This window comes from Pseudomonas sp. Emmai, assembly GCF_055179735.1.
In genome coordinates this window covers 5763911-5783542 of sequence record NZ_CM143685.1, presented here as the reverse complement: position 1 = coordinate 5783542, position 19632 = coordinate 5763911, and the positions used below count along the sequence as shown (strand labels likewise).

Annotated in this window: 16 protein-coding genes and 1 pseudogene; 8 read left to right on the top strand and 9 right to left on the bottom strand. The window is 60.4% G+C overall.

All coding sequences use genetic code 11. The features are described 5' to 3' along the window. Positions 1–142: 142 nt before the first annotated feature. Positions 143–1573 (top strand): exodeoxyribonuclease I, encoded by a 1431-nt coding sequence (gene sbcB, locus ACY4LX_RS26605; RefSeq protein ID WP_149657910.1) that lies wholly within the window; start codon positions 143–145, stop codon positions 1571–1573. 98 nt (positions 1574–1671) lie between these two features. On the opposite strand, the gene mvaT is transcribed toward sbcB, so the two are convergent. Beyond that, the gene (gene mvaT / locus ACY4LX_RS26600; RefSeq protein ID WP_007933316.1) at positions 1672–2049 is read right to left on the bottom strand and encodes a histone-like nucleoid-structuring protein MvaT; all 378 of its coding nucleotides are present in this window, start codon (positions 2047–2049) and stop codon (positions 1672–1674) included. Positions 2050–2388: 339 nt separating this feature from the next. Here mvaT and purU point away from each other — a divergent pair, with 339 nt between their 5' ends. Further along, entirely contained in the window at positions 2389–3237 is an 849-nt protein-coding gene (gene purU, locus ACY4LX_RS26595) for a formyltetrahydrofolate deformylase (protein WP_027922916.1), read from the top strand. A gap of 140 nt (positions 3238–3377) precedes the next feature. Further along, positions 3378–3554: a hypothetical protein gene (locus ACY4LX_RS26590; RefSeq protein ID WP_178129028.1), complete on the top strand. Its 177-nt coding sequence runs from the start codon at positions 3378–3380 to the stop codon at positions 3552–3554. A gap of 101 nt (positions 3555–3655) precedes the next feature. Here the strand turns inward: ACY4LX_RS26590 and ACY4LX_RS26585 are convergent, their stop codons facing one another. From ACY4LX_RS26585 to ACY4LX_RS26565, 5 genes and pseudogenes are all read right to left on the bottom strand, one after another. Continuing rightward, positions 3656–4651 (bottom strand): lysylphosphatidylglycerol synthase transmembrane domain-containing protein, encoded by a 996-nt coding sequence (locus tag ACY4LX_RS26585; protein ID WP_463258297.1) that lies wholly within the window; start codon positions 4649–4651, stop codon positions 3656–3658. Continuing rightward, positions 4648–5421, bottom strand: coding sequence for a DUF2334 domain-containing protein (locus tag ACY4LX_RS26580; protein WP_463258296.1), 774 nt, complete (start codon positions 5419–5421; stop codon positions 4648–4650). Before ACY4LX_RS26580 ends, ACY4LX_RS26585 begins: the two co-directional genes overlap by 4 nt. After that, positions 5414–6535 (bottom strand): glycosyltransferase family 4 protein, encoded by a 1122-nt coding sequence (locus tag ACY4LX_RS26575; RefSeq protein WP_463258295.1) that lies wholly within the window; start codon positions 6533–6535, stop codon positions 5414–5416. The genes ACY4LX_RS26580 and ACY4LX_RS26575 overlap by 8 nt, the downstream gene beginning before the upstream one ends. A gap of 192 nt (positions 6536–6727) precedes the next feature. Then, positions 6728–7492, bottom strand: coding sequence for a methyl-accepting chemotaxis protein (locus tag ACY4LX_RS26570; RefSeq protein ID WP_372242329.1), 765 nt, complete (start codon positions 7490–7492; stop codon positions 6728–6730). 93 nt (positions 7493–7585) lie between these two features. Continuing rightward, positions 7586–8617, bottom strand: a pseudogene (locus tag ACY4LX_RS26565) (HAMP domain-containing protein); the annotation flags it as partial. 187 nt (positions 8618–8804) lie between these two features. On the opposite strand from ACY4LX_RS26565, the gene ACY4LX_RS26560 reads away from it, so the two are divergent. Next, entirely contained in the window at positions 8805–10286 is a 1482-nt protein-coding gene (locus ACY4LX_RS26560; RefSeq protein WP_463258294.1) for a helicase HerA-like domain-containing protein, read from the top strand. A gap of 105 nt (positions 10287–10391) precedes the next feature. On the opposite strand, the gene ACY4LX_RS26555 is transcribed toward ACY4LX_RS26560, so the two are convergent. Then, positions 10392–10847, bottom strand: coding sequence for a DUF721 domain-containing protein (locus ACY4LX_RS26555; protein WP_054613720.1), 456 nt, complete (start codon positions 10845–10847; stop codon positions 10392–10394). Between the two features lie 307 nt (positions 10848–11154). On the opposite strand from ACY4LX_RS26555, the gene secA reads away from it, so the two are divergent. From secA to ACY4LX_RS26535, 4 genes are all read left to right on the top strand, one after another. Beyond that, positions 11155–13890 carry a preprotein translocase subunit SecA gene (gene secA / locus ACY4LX_RS26550; RefSeq protein ID WP_149657903.1) on the top strand — a complete coding sequence of 912 codons (2736 nt, stop codon included), beginning with the start codon at positions 11155–11157 and terminating at the stop codon, positions 13888–13890. A 121-nt stretch (positions 13891–14011) separates the two neighbouring features. Beyond that, positions 14012–15229 carry a bifunctional glutamate N-acetyltransferase/amino-acid acetyltransferase ArgJ gene (argJ, locus tag ACY4LX_RS26545; RefSeq protein WP_149657902.1) on the top strand — a complete coding sequence of 406 codons (1218 nt, stop codon included), beginning with the start codon at positions 14012–14014 and terminating at the stop codon, positions 15227–15229. A 136-nt stretch (positions 15230–15365) separates the two neighbouring features. Beyond that, positions 15366–15998, top strand: a complete 633-nt coding sequence (locus ACY4LX_RS26540; protein WP_463258293.1) for a glutathione S-transferase family protein — start codon at positions 15366–15368, stop codon at positions 15996–15998. After that, positions 15995–16939: a Nudix family hydrolase gene (locus tag ACY4LX_RS26535; protein WP_149657900.1), complete on the top strand. Its 945-nt coding sequence runs from the start codon at positions 15995–15997 to the stop codon at positions 16937–16939. Before ACY4LX_RS26540 ends, ACY4LX_RS26535 begins: the two co-directional genes overlap by 4 nt. 37 nt (positions 16940–16976) lie before the next feature. Here the strand turns inward: ACY4LX_RS26535 and ACY4LX_RS26530 are convergent, their stop codons facing one another. After that, positions 16977–17558, bottom strand: a complete 582-nt coding sequence (locus tag ACY4LX_RS26530; protein ID WP_463258292.1) for a cob(I)yrinic acid a,c-diamide adenosyltransferase — start codon at positions 17556–17558, stop codon at positions 16977–16979. Between the two features lie 3 nt (positions 17559–17561). Next, positions 17562–19598, bottom strand: a complete 2037-nt coding sequence (locus ACY4LX_RS26525) for a sensor histidine kinase (protein ID WP_463258291.1) — start codon at positions 19596–19598, stop codon at positions 17562–17564. Positions 19599–19632: the final 34 nt, after the last annotated feature.

Below are 19632 nucleotides of genomic sequence, written 5' to 3'. Positions count from 1 at the left end.
AGATGCTAGCAGCCTCTTGGGGGGAAACGACATAACTATGTATTGCACGATGCAAAGCCGGAAGTGATTGAATGACAAGAGGACTGGCCGCAGCGACTTGTCTGCGCCTAGACTTCGCCGGTCTTCAGTTCAGGAACAGCCCGTGACCTCCATCTTCTGGTACGACTATGAAACCACTGGCATCAACCCCCGTTGCGACCGGCCGCTGCAAGTGGCGGGGATTCGCACCGACTTCGAACTCAATGAAATAGACGAGCCGGTCAATCTGTATTGCCAGCCCAGCGACGACATCCTGCCGCATCCGGCGGCGTGTGCGATCACCGGCATCACGCCAAGCCGTCTGGCCGAACAAGGGCTGAGTGAAGCCGACTTCATGACCCGGGTGCATGCCCAACTCGCGGCCCCCGGCACCTGTGGTGCGGGTTACAACACCTTGCGCTTCGACGACGAGATGACCCGCTACAGCCTCTATCGAAACTTTTTCGACCCGTATGCTCGGGAATGGCAGGGTGGCAACAGTCGTTGGGACCTGATCGATGTGGTGCGCGCCGCGTATGCCCTGCGCCCCGATGGCCTGAACTGGCCCACGGACGACGAAGGGCGGGTGACGCTCAAGCTCGATCGCCTGACGGTGGCCAATAACATCGATCACGGCAATGCCCACGAAGCCTTGTCCGATGTGCGCGCCACCATCGCCCTGGCCCGTTTGATTCGCGAGAAACAACCGAAGTTGTATGACTGGCTGTTCCAGTTGCGCAGCAAACAGAAGGTGATGGATCAGATTCGGTTATTGCAGCCGATGGTGCACATCTCCGGGCGTTTTTCGGCGGCGCGCAGTTATGTCGGCGTGGTATTGCCCCTGGCCTGGCATCCGCGCAACAAGAACGCGCTGATTGTCTGCGACTTGCACCTGGACCCCCAAGGCTTGCTCGACCTGGATGCCGAGACGTTGCGCCAGCGCCTGTATACCCGTCGCGATGAGCTGGCTGAAGGCGAGTTGCCGGTGCCGCTCAAACTCATTCATATCAATAAATGCCCGGTGGTGGCGCCGCTGTCGGTACTGCGTGCCGAAGATCAGCAACGCCTGGGGCTGGAGATGGCGCTATATCAGCAACGGGCGCTGCGGCTAAGTGACGCACAACAAGTTTGGCGCGATAAGGTCATGGCGATTTATGCCAGCGAAGCTTTCGCCGCGAGCCAGGATCCGGAGCAACAGTTATACGACGGCTTTATCGGTGATCGGGATCGGCGTCTATGTGATCAAGTCCGGGCGGCGGACCCGGTGCAATTAGCGCAACAACAATGGCCGTTCGATGATGAGCGTTTACCTGAATTATTGTTTCGATATCGCGCACGCAACTTCCCGGATACGTTGAATTTCGAAGAGCAAGAACGCTGGCGGCTATTTTGTCAGCAACGTTTGAGTGCTCCGGAGTGGGGGGCGCCCAATACCCTGGAATCTTTTGCGCAGGCCTCGGCACAATTGGCCAATAGCGCTACAACGTTTCAGCAAGAGGTGCTCAATGAATGGGCAAATTATGTCCAGGGATTACGCAAACGTTTGAGTCTTTGAAGTGCAATGATTGAAGCCTGAATCCCGGGCATAAAAAAACGCCAGCATCTGCTGGCGTTATTTTTTGTCGCAGAATTAATCTGCAACAGGCTTGCGGCTTAGCCCAGCAGGGTAGCCCAGCCTTCAACCACGTCGCCGCCCCACTTGGCTTTCCACTCTTTCAGAGTCTTGTGGTTGCCACCTTTGGTTTCGATGACTTCGCCGTTGTGCGGGTTTTTGTATTGTTTAACTTTGCGAGCACGCTTGGTACCAGTAGTTTTTACTGCGCCGCCACGTGGTGCTTTGGTTTTGGACTCTGGATCCAGCAGCGCGATGATGTCACGCAGGGATTTGGAGTACTCGCCCATCAGGGTGCGCAATTTGCCTTCGAATTCCAGCTCGGTTTGCAGTTTGTCGTCTTGGGACAGATTCTTCAAACGGGCTTGCAGCTCTTTGATAGCTTCTTCGGTGGCGCGGTATTCGTTGATCAAGGACATTGAGGACTACCTTATGTAGGACGCAGGATGGCAGGGACAGTGCGGCAATAATAGTCAGGGTGTTTCATCAAGTAAACATTTAACCGAAGTTTTATTTAAATGAGTTGCGGTGAATAGGGCATGAACTCGTTGTGCAGTTAAATAGTGTGATGCAGTCAACACAGATATTCACAAATGAGTGCTTGAACATGCTGTGCTACAGCCCCATCGCGTTGGCGCGTGACGCGGCTCGAACCCGGGCCGTTGGCCGATGTGCAGGGGCAGACGTCATCAATACTGCAGTTTTGCTGCGCAATCGCTAGAATGGCGGCCTTTGCGAAGTTCTGGAGTTTGACCCTAATGCGCACTTTTCGGCTGGTGATTGCTTGCCCGGACCGCGTCGGTATCGTTGCTAAAGTCAGTAACTTTCTGGCGTCACATAACGGCTGGATCACTGAAGCGAGCCATCACTCGGATAATCTCAGTGGCTGGTTCTTCATGCGTCACGAAATTCGTGCCGATTCGCTGCCTTTTGGTATCGAAGCTTTCCGCGAAGCGTTTGCGCCGATTGCCGAAGAGTTCTCGATGAACTGGCGTATTACCGATACCGCGCAGAAAAAACGCGTGGTATTGATGGCCAGCCGCGAGTCTCATTGCCTGGCGGACTTGCTGCACCGCTGGCACAGCGATGAACTGGACTGCGAAATTTCCTGCGTGATTTCCAACCATGACGACTTGCGCAGCATGGTCGAGTGGCACGGCATTCCTTATTACCACGTACCGGTCAATCCACAGGACAAAGAGCCTGCGTTTGCCGAGGTCTCGCGCCTGGTCAAACAGCACGATGCCGAAGTGGTGGTACTTGCCCGTTACATGCAGATTCTGCCGCCGGCGTTGTGCAGCGAATATGCCCACAAGGTCATCAACATTCACCACAGCTTCCTGCCGTCGTTCGTCGGGGCCAAGCCGTACCATCAGGCTTCCCTGCGTGGCGTGAAGCTGATCGGCGCTACTTGCCACTATGTCACCGAAGAACTGGACGCCGGTCCGATCATCGAGCAGGACGTGGTCCGTGTCAGCCACAGCGACAGCATCGAAGACATGGTGCGCTTCGGCCGTGACGTCGAGAAGATGGTGTTGGCCCGTGGCCTGCGTTATCACCTGGAAGACCGGGTGCTGGTCCACGGCAATAAAACCGTCGTGTTCTAAACTCCACACCTGATCGTTCCCACGCTCTGCGTGGGAATGCATCCCGTGACGCTGCGCGTCACAAAGCGGACGCAGAGCGTCCATGGCGGCAGTCCCACGCAGAGCGTGGGAACGATCAGTGTAGAGAGAGGAAATTGACCATGGCCGATCCACTGGACAAAGCCACTTCCAAGGCGCCTGCCACCTTGGGCGAGGGCTGTTTGAGTCGTTATGACCCGGATGACATGAGCCCTGAAGACGGCACCGAATTCCCCGGCGCCGCCGAGTTGTGGGAGCAGTTGCAGGAAACACCTGGCGAAAAATCCGGGGACGCCTGATCCCTGTAGGAGCGAGGCTTGCCCGCGAAAACGGTGTGTCAGCCAGCATCAATATTGGATATCCCGCCGTTTTCACGGGCAAGCCTCGCTCCTACACGGGATCAGGCCTGCTTGAATTTCATCAACTTCTTGAGCAACGGCCGTCCCAGCATCAGCAAAAACACCGGCCCACCGACCACCAGGTAAAAGTAATACGTCACCGCCCGCCAGATCAGAATCGCCGCCGCCGCGGTGGATTTCCCCACCATCGGCGCCAACAACGCCGCCGAGGTCAATTCCGCCGCACCGGCACCGCCCGGCAACAAGCTGAATTGCCCCGCACCCAATGAGAGCATCTGGATCAGAAAGCTCCAGGCCCACTGCAAATCCGCCCCCAATCCGCGTAACGCCAGGTACAGCACGCTGTAGCGCAGCAGCCAATGCACGCAGGTCAGGGCGAAGACCTTGGCCAGTGTCTGGACGGGCAACTTCAGCGTGTCCGTGAACGCCGCCAGGAAATGCAGGAGTTTTCGCGCCCAACGCAGGCGTGTGCTGGCTTTGACATTCAGGCGCGCAAGTAACCGGCCGCTCAGACGAATCAGCAGCCGATGGAAACGCGCCACCATCAGGCAAGTGACCAAGCCGCCGAACAACGAGACAGCGCTGACCATCAGCAGCCATTCCATGCGCTGGCTCAGGTGCTGGAACAGCGCATAAATCAGAATCCCGCTCAGGGCGCAGAGGAAAAACAGCAAGTCGCTCAATTGGTCCATGGCAAACACCGCGCTGCCCCTGGCCGGGCGCACGCCGTTACGCGCCAGCAGGGCCATGATGGTCAGCGGTCCGCCACTGCCGCCGGGGGTGGCGCAGTAGGCGAACTCGGCGGCCATGACCACACCGAGGCTTTTGACGTGGCTGACCTTGTCGCGCTGATCGCCCAGCAACAGGCGCAAGCGCATCGTATTGACCACCCAGCACAGCAGAACCATGCCGAACATGATCAGCAAACCGCTCACCGGAAAGCTTTGCAGGCGCGACCAGGTTTCATTGCCGCCCAGCACCAGCGGAATCAGCACCGCCGCCAGCAGGGCGAGGAACAGCAGAATCCCGCGACTCATGCTGTGCGGCCGAAACGGTCTTGGTGCAGCGTCAGCCAGTCGGCCTTGGTCATTGGCACACGGCCCTCGTCGAGTAAGTGTTCAAGTGTTTTCAGCCAGTAATCACGGGAAAACCGGTGACGCATGTCCACCGGGTGCAGGCCGAGGCGAATCACCGGCGCATGCCGCCAGCGTTGTTGCCGTTGGTCGCTGACGATTTTCGATAGACCGCGGCGCCACGCACTGCGCGCACTCCAGACCAGCCCGGGGGCATCGATCGCGGTGAATTCCGGCAGACGATACAGATGTTGCGGGTCGCTGGTGTAACTCAATGGCAATTGTTGCAAGGCCTGGCGTGTTCCTTCGCTCATCAGCCAGGCAGGCGCGACAAAGCCTTTAAGCGGCCAATTGTAACGATGAAACACTTCGATGCCAGCGCGCAGGCGAGCAAGGGCGGCGGCTTGAGACAAACTGTAGAACTCGCCTTCGTGGGTGTAGACACGGCGCATGAACCAGTCTCGGGGTGTCGTCGCTGTCGGGCTGTCGTCGCAGTGAAAGTAGCCGTGCAACGCCAGTTCGTCACCCCGGTCGAGGCGACTGCTCAACATCCGGCGAAATCCCGGATGCGCCTCCAGATCGTTGTGTTTGTGAAAATCGGGGACCACCAGCCAGGTCATCGGCACGCCGCCCAACGCATCGACGGCGTCGACGAAAGGCTGGTAATCGGCCCAGGTCTGCGGTGCCACGTCGTGCAGCACCAGCAAGAGTGCGGGGGGCGTGTGCTCAGCCATTGACGGTCAGCGGCCAGGGATCGCCAAGCACGGCGTGATAATGGCCCAGCAAGCTGTTGACCACCGCGTCCCAGGCGTAATGCCGTTCCACATGTTGCCGGGCCTGTTCGCCCAGGGTGACGCTGCCCCGGCTGAACAATTCGCGCACTGCGTTGGCCATGGCCAGGGGATTGTTGGGCGCGCAGAGCAGGCCGCATTGCTCGGTGACAATTTCCTTGAAGGCCCCGGCTGCCACGGCGACCACCGGAATGCCGCTGGCCATGGCTTCGAGGATGACCAGGCCGAAGGTTTCCTGGTCCCCGGCGTGCAGCAGCGCGTCGGCGCTGGCCATCAAACGCGCGACCTGGGTGGCCGGGCAGAACTCATCCACAACCGTGACGTTGTCCGGCACTTGGGCCGGCATCGATGAACCCACCAGCAGCAGGTGATAGCGCGGCCCCAGGCGTTTCATGCAATTGAGCAGCACCGGCAGGTTTTTCTCCTTGGAGCCACGTCCTGCGAAGATCAGCAGCCGGGAGTCCTCAGCAATCCCCAGTTCGGCCCGCAGTTCCGGGTCACGGGCACTCGGGTTGAAGGTTTGCAGGTCGACGCCCAAGGGCTGCACGAACACATTGCGCACCCCCAGGCTAGACAGTTTGTCCGCCATGACCTGGCTCGGCGCCAGCACCCGGTCGAAGTTGCCATAAAGCTTGCTGACATAAGCCTCGACATTGGTGGTCACCCAATTGCCCATGCGATTGCTGACCAGCAGCGGCAGGTCCGAGTGATAAAAGCCGATCACCGGCACATCCAGTTGCCGCCGGGCATCCAGCGCCGCCCAGGCGGTGAGGTAGGGGTCGCCGACTTCAATCAGATCGGGCTGCAAATCCTGCAGAACATTGCGCCAAGGCGCGAGACGAAGGGGGAAGCGATAACCCTTGCCGAAGGGCAGGGCGGGAGCGGGAACCGTGTACACACCGTCCTGTTCGCTCAGGTGTGAACCGGGTATCAGCAGGCTGTGGCGAATTCCCGGTTTGACGCTCAGGCGACGGTGCTTGGCGTCCAGATAAGTGCGCACGCCACCGCTGGCAGGGGCGTAGAACATGGTTATGTCAGCGATATGCACGATGAACATCCCTCCGGGCTATTGCTCTCCCTAGGTTGACCTATATGAAGGATAGATGTTCGGCTGGGGTTTTGCGGCGGGGGTGTCAGCGGGGGATGTGGTGTTGGATAGACCGCTTTCGCGGGCAAGCCTCGCTCCTACGCGGATGTGCGATCCGTTGTAGGAGCGAGGCTTGCCCGCGAAGAGGCCCTGAAGGACGCCTCAGATACGGAAACTGCCCACCAACTGCTTCAACCGCGCCGCCTGCTGCTCAAGGTCCGAGCACGCGCGCAACGTCGATTGCAGGTTTTCCACGCCTTCCTGGTTCAGCGTATTGATCTCGGTAATGTCGACGTTGATCGACTCCACCACTGCGGTCTGTTCCTCGGTCGCCGTGGCCACCGACTGGTTCATCCCGTCGATCTCGCCGATGCGCTGGGTCACGCTGTTCAGGCGTTCGCCGGCCAGGTTGGCGATTTCCACGCTGTCCTGACTGTGGCGCTGGCTTTCGCTCATGGTGCTGACGGATTCCCGGGCGCCGACTTGCAGCTCCTCGATCATGGTCTGCACCTGTTGCGCCGATTCCTGGGTGCGGTGCGCCAGGTTGCGCACTTCGTCGGCCACCACCGCAAAGCCACGACCGGCTTCACCGGCGCGCGCCGCTTCAATCGCTGCGTTGAGCGCCAGCAGGTTGGTTTGCTGGGAAATGCTGGTGATCACTTCGAGGATCTGGCCGATGTTCACGGTTTTGCTGTTCAGCGACTCAATGTTGGTGCTTGACGCGCTGAGCATGCTCGACAGTTGATTCATCGCCTTGATGCTGCGGTCCACCACTTGCTGGCCGTCTTCGGCCAGGCTGCGTGCGTCGCTGGCCTGGTTCGAGGCTTGCGCGGCGTTACGCGCGATTTCCTGGGCGGCGGCGCCGAGCTGGTTGATCGCGGCGGCCACGCTGTTGGTGCGCGAGGCTTGCTGGTCAGAGTTGAACATCGACGAGTTCGAGGCCGCGACCACACGCAACGCCACTTCGTTGACCTGGCCGGTGGCCGAGGACACTTCGCGGATCGAGGTATGAATTCGCTCCACAAAGCGGTTGAACGCGGTACCGAGGATGCCGAATTCGTCATTGTTCTGGATGGTCAGGCGTTTGGTCAGGTCGCCTTCACCGTCGGCGATGTCTTCCATGGCGCGGGTCATGACGTGCAACGGCTGGATCAGGATTCGGATCAGCATGCCGAGCAGGGCGATGATGATGGCCACGGCGATCACCGTCGCGACCACCGCCGAGGCGCGGAACTCGCTGAGCATGGCGAAGGCTTTGTCCTTGTCCACCGACAGGCCGATGTACCAGTTGACCGATGGCAGGCCTTTGATTGGGGTGAAGGTAACGATGCGGGTCTTGCCGTCAACTTCGACTTCACTGAAATCGCTGCTGATGCGCGGGGTGTTTTTCGGGTAGGCCTCGTTCAGGGATTTCATCACCAGGGCTTTGTCCGGGTGCACGAGGATCTTGCCGTCGGCGCTGACCAGGAAGGCATAACCCATGCCGTCGAAGTCTCGGGCGCTGAGGGTGTCGATCAAGGTTTGCAAACTCAGGTCGCCGCCCACTACGCCCACGCTTTGTCCGGCCTTTTTCGAGGCGGTGGCGATGGAAATAATGGTCTGGCCGGTGGCCGCGTCGATATACGGTTCGGTCAGCGTTGCCGTGCTGCTGCTTTCGGCGCCTTTGTACCAGGGGCGAACCCGAGGGTCGAAGCCGTCAGGCATTTTCACATCCGGGCGAATGCTGAAGTGGCCGGTGGCGTCACCGAGGTAGGACGCCATGAACGTCGACGTCAGGGCTTTCTGCTCAAGCAGGCTGGCCACGGTGGACTGTTCAGGGTTGATTGCGATGTTCTGCGCGAGGTTGTCGATCAGCAGAATGCGACCGGTCAGCCAGGTTTGAATGTTGCTGGCGGTGACCTCGCCCATCTCGTTGAGGTAATTGTCCAGGTCCTCGCGAATCGCGTTGCGTTGCAAATAGTCGTTGTACAGCGTGAATGAGGCAAAGGCGGCAATAACGATCAGGGCGGCGGCAAGCAGTATCTTATGGCTGAAACGCAGATTTTTGTTCATGGCTTGGGGTGTCCGCTAAGGTCTTAATGTCCAGGGCGTGCTTTTATAAAGGCACGCAAATTGGGCGGTGTTGAAAGTAAGCTGATATTCCGTCTCTCCTTAGGGAATTACCGACGCTCTTTTCAGTCTGGTCTCTCGCCTCTTTTTATCGGCCGTGCAGGATCAAAGATTAACCATGGGTGACAAAATGCCTGACTCATCGCAACTCGTTATCGGCGCCGACCTCGCGGGGCAGCCGATCGCCCAGGCCATGCGCCTGGCGAACCGTCACGGTCTGGTCGCGGGCGCGACCGGGACTGGCAAGACCGTCACGTTGCAACGCCTGGCCGAAGCCTTCAGCGATGCCGGTGTGGCGGTGTTCGCCGCGGACATCAAGGGCGACCTGTGTGGCTTGGGCGCCGCCGGCAACCCACAAGGCAAGGTCGCCGAGCGCATCGCCGGGATGCCGTGGCTGAACTACAAGCCCCAGGCGTATCCGGTGACCTTGTGGGACATTCACGGAGAGTCCGGTCATCCCTTGCGCACCACGCTGAGCGAAATGGGCCCGCTGTTGATCGGCGCGTTGCTGGAATTGACCGACAGCCAGCAGTCGGCGCTGTACGCCGCGTTCAAGGTCGCGGACCGCGAAGGCCTGTTGCTGATGGACCTCAAGGATTTGAAAGCGCTGCTCAATCACCTGCGGGACAACCCGCAATTGCTCGGCGAAGACGCGGCATTGATGACCACCGGTTCCAGTCAGGCGCTATTGCGGCGGCTGGCGACCCTGGAGCAACAGGGCGCCGAAGCCTTGTTCGGCGAGCCGGCGCTGCAACTCGAAGACATCCTGCAACCGGCGGCCGATGGTCGTGGGCGCATTCATCTGCTCGATGCCAGTCGTCTGGTGCATGAAGCGCCGAAGGTCTACGCGACCTTCCTGCTGTGGCTGCTGGCCGAGCTGTTCGAACAACTGCCGGAGCGCGGCGATGCCGACAAACCGCTGCTGGCGCTGTTTTTCGACGAAGCGCACTTGTTGTTCGCCGACACCCCGAAGGCGTTGCAGGAGCGTCTGGAGCAAGTGGTGCGCCTGATTCGTTCCAAAGGCGTGGGCGTGTATTTCGTCACCCAGTCGCCGGGGGACTTGCCGGACGACGTGCTGGCCCAGCTCGGTTTGAGGGTGCAGCACGGCTTGCGCGCGTTCACCGCCAAAGAACAGAAGTCCCTGCGCGCCGTGGCGGATGGCTTCCGGCCGAACCCGGCGTTTGATGCCTTGTCGGTCTTGACTGAACTGGGGATCGGCGAGGCGCTGGTTGGCACCTTGGCGGACAAGGGCACGCCGGAGATGGTCCAGCGGGTGTTGGTCGCACCGCCGCAGTCGCGGATCGGGCCGTTGACCGACACCGAGCGCACGATGCTGATCGCCGGGTCGCCGTTCAAGGGGCGTTACGACAAGCCGGTTGATCGCGAATCGGCGTATGAAGTGTTGATGGGGCGCAAGGGCCTGGCGCCGGAGGCTGAACCGGGTAAGCCGGCTGCTGAGGAGCCGAGTTTTACCGACAAGGCTGGGGAGTTTCTTGGCACGGCGGCGGGGCAGGCGCTGAAATCGGCGATGCGACAGGCGGCGAACCAGTTGGGCCGACAGTTGGTGCGTGGGTTGATGGGCTCTCTATTGGGCGGCAGCAAACGCCGCTGAATTCCTGGCTGGCCACAATCAATGTAGGAGCGAGGCTTGCCCGCGAAGAGGCCCTTGAGGGCGCCAAAAGCTTCGCGGGCAAGCCTCGCTCCTACAGGATTTTCATCAGTCTTTTGGTTTGGCGTGCGCCGCAAGGCGCTCCAGCGCCGCCCGCAAATTCGGATCGCTGATCCCGTCGGCTGTCGCCTGAATGGTCGCACCCGCATCGCTGGACAAACTGATGGTATGCCCCGCCGCGCCCTGCTGGACGGTCGGCGGCTGGACCTTGAACAGAATCCGCGTCAGGCTGGCGAACTCATCAAACAACTGCAGCTGCCGTTGCAAGCGCTTCTGCTGGTAACGCAGGCGGGTGGCCCAATGACCGTCGGTGACAATCAGCAACAAACTGCCCTCGCGCCACGACGCCACATGGCAGTGCTCGCGCGCAGCGGGTTGCAACTGGCTTTCCACCAGGCGTTGCAGATGACCCAGGCGTTGAGCCTGGCCGAAGATGGCTTTCAGCGGTTTGGCTTCGCGAAGCAGAACGGCGGGTGCTCTGGCCGTGAGAGGGCGAAATGCCATGATCAGACACCTGAAGTAACAGAGCGGCCATGGTAGCAGAAAGCACTCGATGAACCTGACCCATTGCTTTGCGAGCGCTTTACCCATTAAATCAACAAGTAACTTCTGCCGTGAATGGCTTGAAGTTCAGTAAAAAGCCCTTATTTTAAGTGAGCCCCGTAACAGCGCAGTGCATGCATCGTGGAACAACGCCACTTTCCTCACCATCGTTTCCGGGTAGAATGCTCGTTCGCATGCGGCCATGAGGGCTGCTCGGGCGACTCACGGGGCCGCCCTCCATCCCTTTAGTGTGGAAGATCCTGCCGATATGTTTGCGCCTTTGTTAAAGAAACTTTTTGGAAGCAAGAACGAGCGTGAAGTCAAACGCATGCTCAAGACGGTGCAATTCGTCAATGCCTTCGAAGAGCAAATGGTGGCCCTTTCGGACGATCAGTTGCGTGCCAAGACGGACGAGTTCAAGGCCCGCATCGCCAAAGGGGAAACCCTCGACAAGCTGTTGCCAGAAGCCTTTGCGGTCGCCCGCGAAGCCGGCAAGCGCGTCATGGGCATGCGTCACTTCGACGTCCAGTTGATCGGCGGCATGACCTTGCATGAAGGCCAGATCGCGGAAATGCGTACCGGTGAAGGCAAGACCCTGGTGGCCACACTGGGCGTTTACCTGAACGCGCTGTCCGGCAAAGGCGTGCACGTTGTCACCGTGAACGACTACCTGGCCCGTCGCGACGCCAACTGGATGCGTCCGCTCTACGAATTCCTCGGCCTGACGGTCGGCGTGGTCACGCCGTTCCAGCCGCCGGAAGAGAAACGCCAGGCTTACGCTGCCGACATTACCTACGGCACCAACAACGAATTCGGTTTCGACTACCTGCGCGACAACATGGCGTTCAGCATGGAAGAAAAATTCCAGCGCGAACTCAATTTTGCCGTGATCGACGAAGTCGACTCCATCCTCATCGACGAAGCCCGTACGCCGCTGATCATTTCCGGTCAGGCCGAAGACAGCTCCAAAATGTATGTCGAGATCAATAAACTGATCCCGCAACTGGAACTGCACGTCGAAGAAGTCGAAGGCGAAGTCACCAAGGCTGGCCACTACACCGTTGACGAGAAGACCCGTCAGGTCGAACTCAACGAAGCCGGTCACCAGTTCATCGAAGACATGCTGACCCGCGTCGGTCTGCTGGCGGAAGGCGAGAGCCTGTATTCCGCGCATAACCTGGGCCTGCTGACCCACGTTTATGCCGGCCTGCGTGCGCACAAGCTGTTCCATCGCAACATCGAATACATCGTGCAGGACGGCCAGGTTGTGCTGGTCGACGAACACACCGGTCGTACCATGCCGGGTCGTCGTTTGTCCGAAGGCCTGCACCAGGCCATCGAAGCCAAGGAAAACCTGAACATCCAGGCCGAAAGCCAGACCCTGGCCTCGACCACGTTCCAGAACTACTTCCGTCTGTACAACAAGCTGTCCGGCATGACCGGTACCGCGGACACCGAAGCGTTCGAATTCCACCAGATCTACGGTCTGTCGGTGATGGTTATCCCGCCGAACAAACCGCTGGCGCGTAAAGACTACAACGACCTGGTGTTCCTCACCGCGGACGAGAAGTACGCGGCCATCGTTGCCGACATCAAGGAATGCATGACCCAGGGCCGTCCGGTGCTGGTGGGTACTGCGACCATTGAAACGTCCGAGCACATGTCCAGCCTGCTGGAGAAGGAAGGCATCGAACACAAGGTTCTGAACGCCAAGTTCCACGAAAAAGAAGCCGAGATCATCGCGCAAGCCGGTCGTCCGGGTGCACTGACCATCGCCACCAACATGGCCGGTCGTGGTACGGACATCCTGTTGGGCGGTAACTGGGAAGTTGAAGTCGCGGCGCTGGAAAATCCGAGCCCCGAGCAGATCGCCCAGATCAAGGCCGACTGGCAGAAGCGTCACCAGCAAGTGCTGGAGTCCGGTGGCCTGCAAGTGATCGCTTCCGAGCGTCACGAATCGCGCCGTATCGACAACCAGTTGCGTGGTCGTGCCGGTCGCCAGGGTGACGCCGGTTCCAGCCGCTTCTACCTGTCGCTGGAAGACAGCCTGATGCGCATCTTCGCCTCTGACCGGGTGAAGAACTTCATGAAGGCCCTGGGCATGCAGTCCGGCGAAGCGATCGAGCACCGCATGGTGACCAACGCCATCGAAAAGGCTCAGCGCAAGGTTGAAGGCCGCAACTTCGATATTCGTAAGCAACTGCTCGAGTTCGATGACGTCAACAACGAACAACGTAAAGTGATCTATCACATGCGTAACAGTTTGTTGGCCGCCGACAACATCGGCGAAACCATCGCCGATTTCCGTCAGGACGTGCTCAACGCCACTGTCAGCGCGCACATTCCACCGCAATCGCTGCCTGAGCAGTGGGACGTGGCCGGTCTGGAAGCTGCCTTGCAGAGCGACTTCGGTGTGGCGCTGCCGATCCAGCAATGGCTCGACGAAGACGATCACCTGTACGAAGAAACCCTGCGCGAGAAGCTCATGACCGAGCTGCTGGCGGCGTACAACGAGAAAGAAGAAGCGGCAAGCGCCGAAGCGCTGCGCAGTTTCGAGAAACAAATCGTCCTGCGCGTACTCGACGACCTGTGGAAAGACCACCTGTCGACCATGGATCACTTGCGTCACGGCATCCACTTGCGTGGTTATGCGCAGAAGAATCCGAAGCAAGAGTACAAGCGCGAGTCGTACACGCTGTTCTCCGAGCTGCTGGATTCGATCAAGCGCGACTCGATCCGTGTGCTGTCCCACGTTCAGGTGCGCCGCGAAGATCCGGAAGTAGAAGAGCAACGCCTGCGTCAGGAAGCCGAGGCACTGGCGGCGCGCCTGCAGTTCCAGCACGACGAAGCACCGGGTCTTGAGCAACCGGAACTGCTCGGTGAAGAGGTCGATGTGGCCCTTGCCGCCGCGCCGGTACGCAACGATCAGAAGCTGGGCCGCAACGAACTGTGCTACTGCGGTTCGGGCAAGAAATTCAAGCATTGCCACGGGCAGATCCAGTAAAACCCGTTTCAATCGCTGAAATACCCGCGCCGCGACCGGCATCAGCCGTCGCGGCGTTTTGCCATTTAAACCACCGATGCTGCGACGCCGGTGCTGACATCATTTATTAAGGAGCGCATTCATGGCTGTTGGTCTTGGTCCTTTGCCAACGTTGCACCCGGTTGCCGGTTTTGAACTCGGTATCGCCTCGGCCGGCATCAAGCGCCCCGGGCGCAAGGATGTCGTGGTCATGCGCTGTGCCGAAGGTTCCACGGTCGCGGGCGTGTTCACCCTGAACGCGTTTTGCGCGGCTCCCGTGATCCTGGCCAAGCAACGTGTGCAAGGCCCGGTGCGTTACCTGCTGACCAACACCGGTAATGCCAATGCTGGCACCGGCGAACCAGGCCTGGCTGCCGCCGCGCGCACCTGCGCGAAACTGGCTGAACTGACCGGTGTCGATGCCAGCCTGGTGCTGCCGTACTCCACCGGTGTCATCGGCGAGCCCCTGCCGGTCGAGAAAATCGAAGGCGCGTTGCAAGCGGCCCTTGACGACCTCTCGGTGAATAATTGGGAAGCCGCCGCCACCGGCATCATGACCACCGACACCTTGCCCAAAGGTGCGAGCCGCCAGTTCCAGCATGACGGCGTGACCATCACCGTCACCGGCATCAGCAAAGGCGCGGGCATGATTCGCCCGAACATGGCAACCATGCTTGGCTACATCGCCACCGACGCCAAAGTTGCCCGTGACGTGCTGCAAAACCTGCTGCTGGACGGCGCCAACAAGTCGTTCAACCGCATCACCATTGACGGCGACACCTCGACCAACGATTGCTGCATGCTGATTGCTACCGGTCAGGCTTCGCTGCCGGAAATCACGTCCGCCAGTGGCGAATTGTTCGCCAAGCTGAAACAGGCTGTGTTCGAAGTGTGCATGGACGTGGCCCAGGCCATCGTCCGTGACGGCGAAGGCGCGACCAAGTTCGTCACCGTTGAAGTCAACGGCGGCGGCAATCATCAGGAATGCCTGGACGTCGGCTACACCGTGGCCCACTCGCCGCTGATCAAGACCGCGCTGTTCGCCTCGGACCCGAACTGGGGCCGCATCCTCGCCGCTGTCGGCCGTGCCGGCGTGCCGAACCTGGATGTGAGCAAGATCGACGTGTTCCTCGGTGACGTGTGCATCGCCAGCCGTGGTGCCCGCGCCGAGACCTACACCGAAGCCCAAGGTTCGGCGGTGATGGCGCAGGAAGAAATCACCATCCGTATCGAACTGGGTCGCGGCGATTGCAGCGAAACCATCTGGACCACCGACCTGTCCCACGAATACGTGAAGATCAACGCCGAATACCGTACGTAAGACCGAGTCGCGCCCTTCGCGGGCAAGCCTCGCGCCTACGGATGATGTGATCTGTAGGAACGAGGCTTGCCCGCGAAGACGGCCGACCAGACGCTAGAGATTCTGGCCTGTACCCCTTCACCAAAAGGTCCCGAACATGAGCCTCCACCTGATCATCGGCGACAAGCTGCTTTCCTCCTGGTCCCTGCGCGGTGCCCTGGCCCTCGACCTGACCGGCGCGCCCTACACCGAAGAGCTGATCAAACTCGGCCAGCCCGACACCCGAGAACGCCTGCTCAAGCATTCGCCCACCGGCAAAGTCCCGTTGCTGAAGACCGAGCACGGTGTCATCGCCGACTCGTTGGCGATAGCCGAATACCTGGCCGAGCAGTTTCCCGACGCCCAGCTCTGGCCCAAAGACACCGCCGCTCGCGCCCAGGCGCGTTCGGCTTGCGCGCAGATGCACAGCGGCTTAGTCGCGATGCGCAGCAACATGCCCTTCGACCTGAGCCGCGACGAAGCACTGCCCTCGACACCACCTGAGGTTCAGGCGGACATAGAGCGCATGCTGGCGCTGTGGGCAGAATGCCGCGCGGTCGCGACCGAAACCGGCCCGTTCCTGTTCGGCGCTGCAACGCTGGCCGATGCGTTCTTCGCGCCGATTGCCGTGCGTCTGCGCACTTACCGGGTGAAGTTGCCGGCGGCCGATGAGGCTTACGTTGAAACAATTTACCAATGGCCGTTTTTCAAGGCCTGGCAGAAGGCTGGTCTGGAGGAGGTAGCACAGTGAAACGAGTACACGTCGCCGCCGCGGTTATCCGTGACAACGCAGGCAGGATTCTGATTGCCCGTCGTGCCGATACCCAGCATCAGGGCGGCCTGTGGGAGTTTCCCGGTGGCAAGGTCGAGGCTGACGAGTCGGTCGAGACGGCCCTGGCCCGCGAACTTCATGAAGAGTTGGGGATTGTCGTCGGTGCTGCGCGCCCGCTGATCAAGGTTCGCCACGACTACCCGGACAAGCAAGTGTTGCTGGATGTCTGGGAAGTCTCGGCATTTACCGGCGAACCCCACGGTGCCGAAGGCCAGCCGCTGGAATGGGTCGCGCCCCGGGATCTGCTGAACTATGAGTTCCCGGCGGCCAACCAGCCAATTGTCGCGGCCGCACGGCTGCCGGCGGAGTACCTGATTACCCCGGAAGATCTGGAAACCCCGGCCCTGCTGCGTGGTATCCAGAAAGCCATTGCCGGTGGCATCAAGTTGATTGTGTTGCGCGCACCCAACGGTTACGACCCGAAATACCGCGACCTGGCGGTGGACGCGGCGGGGCTGTGTGCCGGCAAGGCGCAGTTGATGATCAAGGGCCCATTCGAATGGCTGGGCGACTTCCCGTCCGCCGGTTGGCACATCACCGCCGCGCAACTGCGCAAGTATGCGGAGAAGGGCCGGCCGCTGCCGGCATCGCGCTGGTTGGCGGCGTCCTGCCATAACGCTGAAGAATTGGCGTTGGCCGAGCAGATGGACGTGGACTTCGTCACCCTGTCGCCAGTGCAGCTGACCCAGACCCACCCGGATGGCCAGCCGTTGGGTTGGGAACAGGCCGCGGCCCTGATCGAAGGCTTCAGCAAACCGGTGTTCTTGTTGGGTGGCGTTGGCCCGTCGGATCGGCAGAAGGCTTGGGAAGCCGGGGCGCAGGGTGTGGCGGGGATTCGGGCGTTTTGGCCTGAGGCGTAACACCTGATCGTTCCCTCGCTCGGCGTGGGAACGATCATTACGCCTGAGGCTTCGCCGCCGCCTGCCACAAAATCTCGGCAATCCCCTGACGCTTGGCAATCACTCGCGCCACCACAAACAACAAATCCGACAACCGATTGATGTACGCCAGGCCCACCCCGGCCAACGGCTCAATCGCGTTCAAGTGCTGACACCGGCGCTCCGCACTGCGGGCCAGGCTGCGGCACACATGGGCCTGGGCAATCAACGCCGAACCGCCCGGCAGAATGAAATTCTCCAGCGGCCCCAACTCTTCATTCCACACATCGATGGCCGCTTCCAGCCGTTCGATTTCCGCTTCATTCAAGGCCTGATACACCGGCATCGCCAGTTCACCGCCGAGGTCGAACAGTCGATGCTGACACGGGGCCAACACGTCGATCACCTCCTTCAAGCCTGGATAAGTCGCGCTTTCTGCAGCCAATCCGGCGAGTAACACACCGACCTGACTGTTCAGCGTATCGACTTCGCCAATGGCCTCGATCCGCGGGTGATCCTTGGGCACGCGGCGGCCATCGCCCAGGCCGGTTTCGCCTTTGTCGCCGGTGCGGGTGTAAATCTTCGACAAGCGAAAGCCCATGGGTTACCTCGGTAGCTGATTGAGTTCTTGGGAGACGAGCGGGGTGCCCGCCAACGGCAGGCGCAAGGTGAAGCAGGTGCCTTGGCCGAGGGTCGATTGCACTTCCATCTGGCCCTTGTGGTTGTTGGTGATGATGAAATACGACACCGACAGCCCCAGGCCAGTGCCCTGGCCGATTTCCTTGGTGGTGAAGAACGGCTCGAAGGTGCGTTTGCGCACGTTCTCGCTCATGCCGATGCCGTTGTCTTCGACCTGGATTTCCGCCCACGGCGGGTTGAGTTTGGTACGCAGGATGATCCGCCCTGGTTCGCGGTCGTCTTCCCGTTGGTGAATCGCCTGGGCGGCGTTTTTCAGCAAATTGAGCAGCACCTGCTCCAGCTCGTTGGCCGTGCCCGGCACCGGGCCCAGCGCCGGGTCGAACTGACGAATGATCGCCTGGCCCTTGAAGTCGAAGCCGATGGCCAGGTCGAAGTCATTGCCGGCAATTTCCACCGCTTGATCGATCAGCGCCGGCAGGTCGCACGGGGCCATTTGCCGGGTGCTGCGCCGGCTGAAGCTGAGCATGTGCGTGACGATCTTCGCCGCCCGTGCCCCGGCTTGCTGAATGCCATCGAGCAACTGCGGGACTTCCCGCGCTTGCAGGTATTGATTGACCGTTTCCAGCTCGATGCCGACGTGTTCGGCCTGTTCGAGGTTCTTCGGCAGGTCCGGGGACAGCCGTCGGCGGATGTTTTGCACGTTGTGCAGGATCGCCCCCAGCGGGTTGTTGATTTCGTGGGCCATACCGGCAGCGAGGCCGCCCACCGAGAGCATTTTTTCCGACTGCACCATCATTTCTTCCAGGGACAGGCGCTGGGTGATGTCGTCGATACGGATCACCACCCCACGCCCGGCGCCGCCCATCAGCGGGTAGAACGTCAGGGCGTAGTGTTTGGCTTCATCGTCCTTGATCCAGGTCACCCGTTCGATCTTGGCCACAGTGTGCTGCTCGACGGTTTGCTTGAGTTGCGGCAGGAATGGCTTGAGCGGTTCGAAGGCGAGGAAGATCGGCTGGTTCAGCGCTTCATCCAGGCGCGTGCCGGACAGGGCACTGGCCTCCTGATTCCACTGAGTGACGTAGAGCTGCTCATCGAGGGCGATCAACGCCGACGGCATGGAGTCGATGATGCTGTTGAGGTAGTTCTGGAAACCGGTGAGTTTCTTTTCGATCTTGCTCCGCACCTGGACTTCCAGTTCCAGCTTGCGGTTGGTGTGACGGGTTTCTTCCGCCAGCCCCTGGGCCTGATCGTAAGCGGCCTGGGAATCGTCCCGGGCGCGCTTGAGTTGCTGCTCCCGGGCTTCAATGCGCGAAAGCATGGTGTTGAACGCCTCGGCCAGGCTGCCGATTTCATCGTGGTTGCCGCGAGAGGCGCGCAGGGCGTAGTTCTCTTCCCGGGTCACTTGTCGGGACAGTTCTTCGAGCTGATGGATCGGTCGGGTGATCAGGCGTTTGATCTGCCGGGCGATCACCAGCCACAGCAGCACACTGAAGATCAGGATCCCCAGGCTCGCGGTCAGGGTGCCGGTATAGAACGCCACGGGCAGTTCGCTGCTCGCCACCAGCAGCAGATGGCCCGGTTCGGTGCCGGGGCGGGGCAGGGTGATGATTTGGTTGCTGCGAAATTCCGTGGCTTGCCAGGCTTCGATATGCCGGTAGCGTTCTGGAAGTTTGAGCTTTTCGCCGTGCTGCAACTGCGCCAGACGCACGCCGTCACCGTCATACAGCGCTGCCGCGCGCAACGGTGAGTAGCTGTTGAGCTCATTGAGCAGGCGCTCGGCGCTTTGCGGCGACTTCAACGCCTCGGCCACCAGGCTCGGGTTGGACACCAGTCGGCCGATGGTCTGCAAGGCCTGGGGCGCCATGCTTTCCTGGGATATGTAGTAGGCGGCGCTGATGAACGTCAGGTTGGCGACCAGCAGGACAGTGATCAACAGCACCAGCAGGGCGGCCAGCAGTTTCTGGCCGACGGGAAGGTTTTCGAGGCGCTGGCGCAGTGGCATCAGGTTTATCGCTGCAAAGGAACAAGTGGCCAGC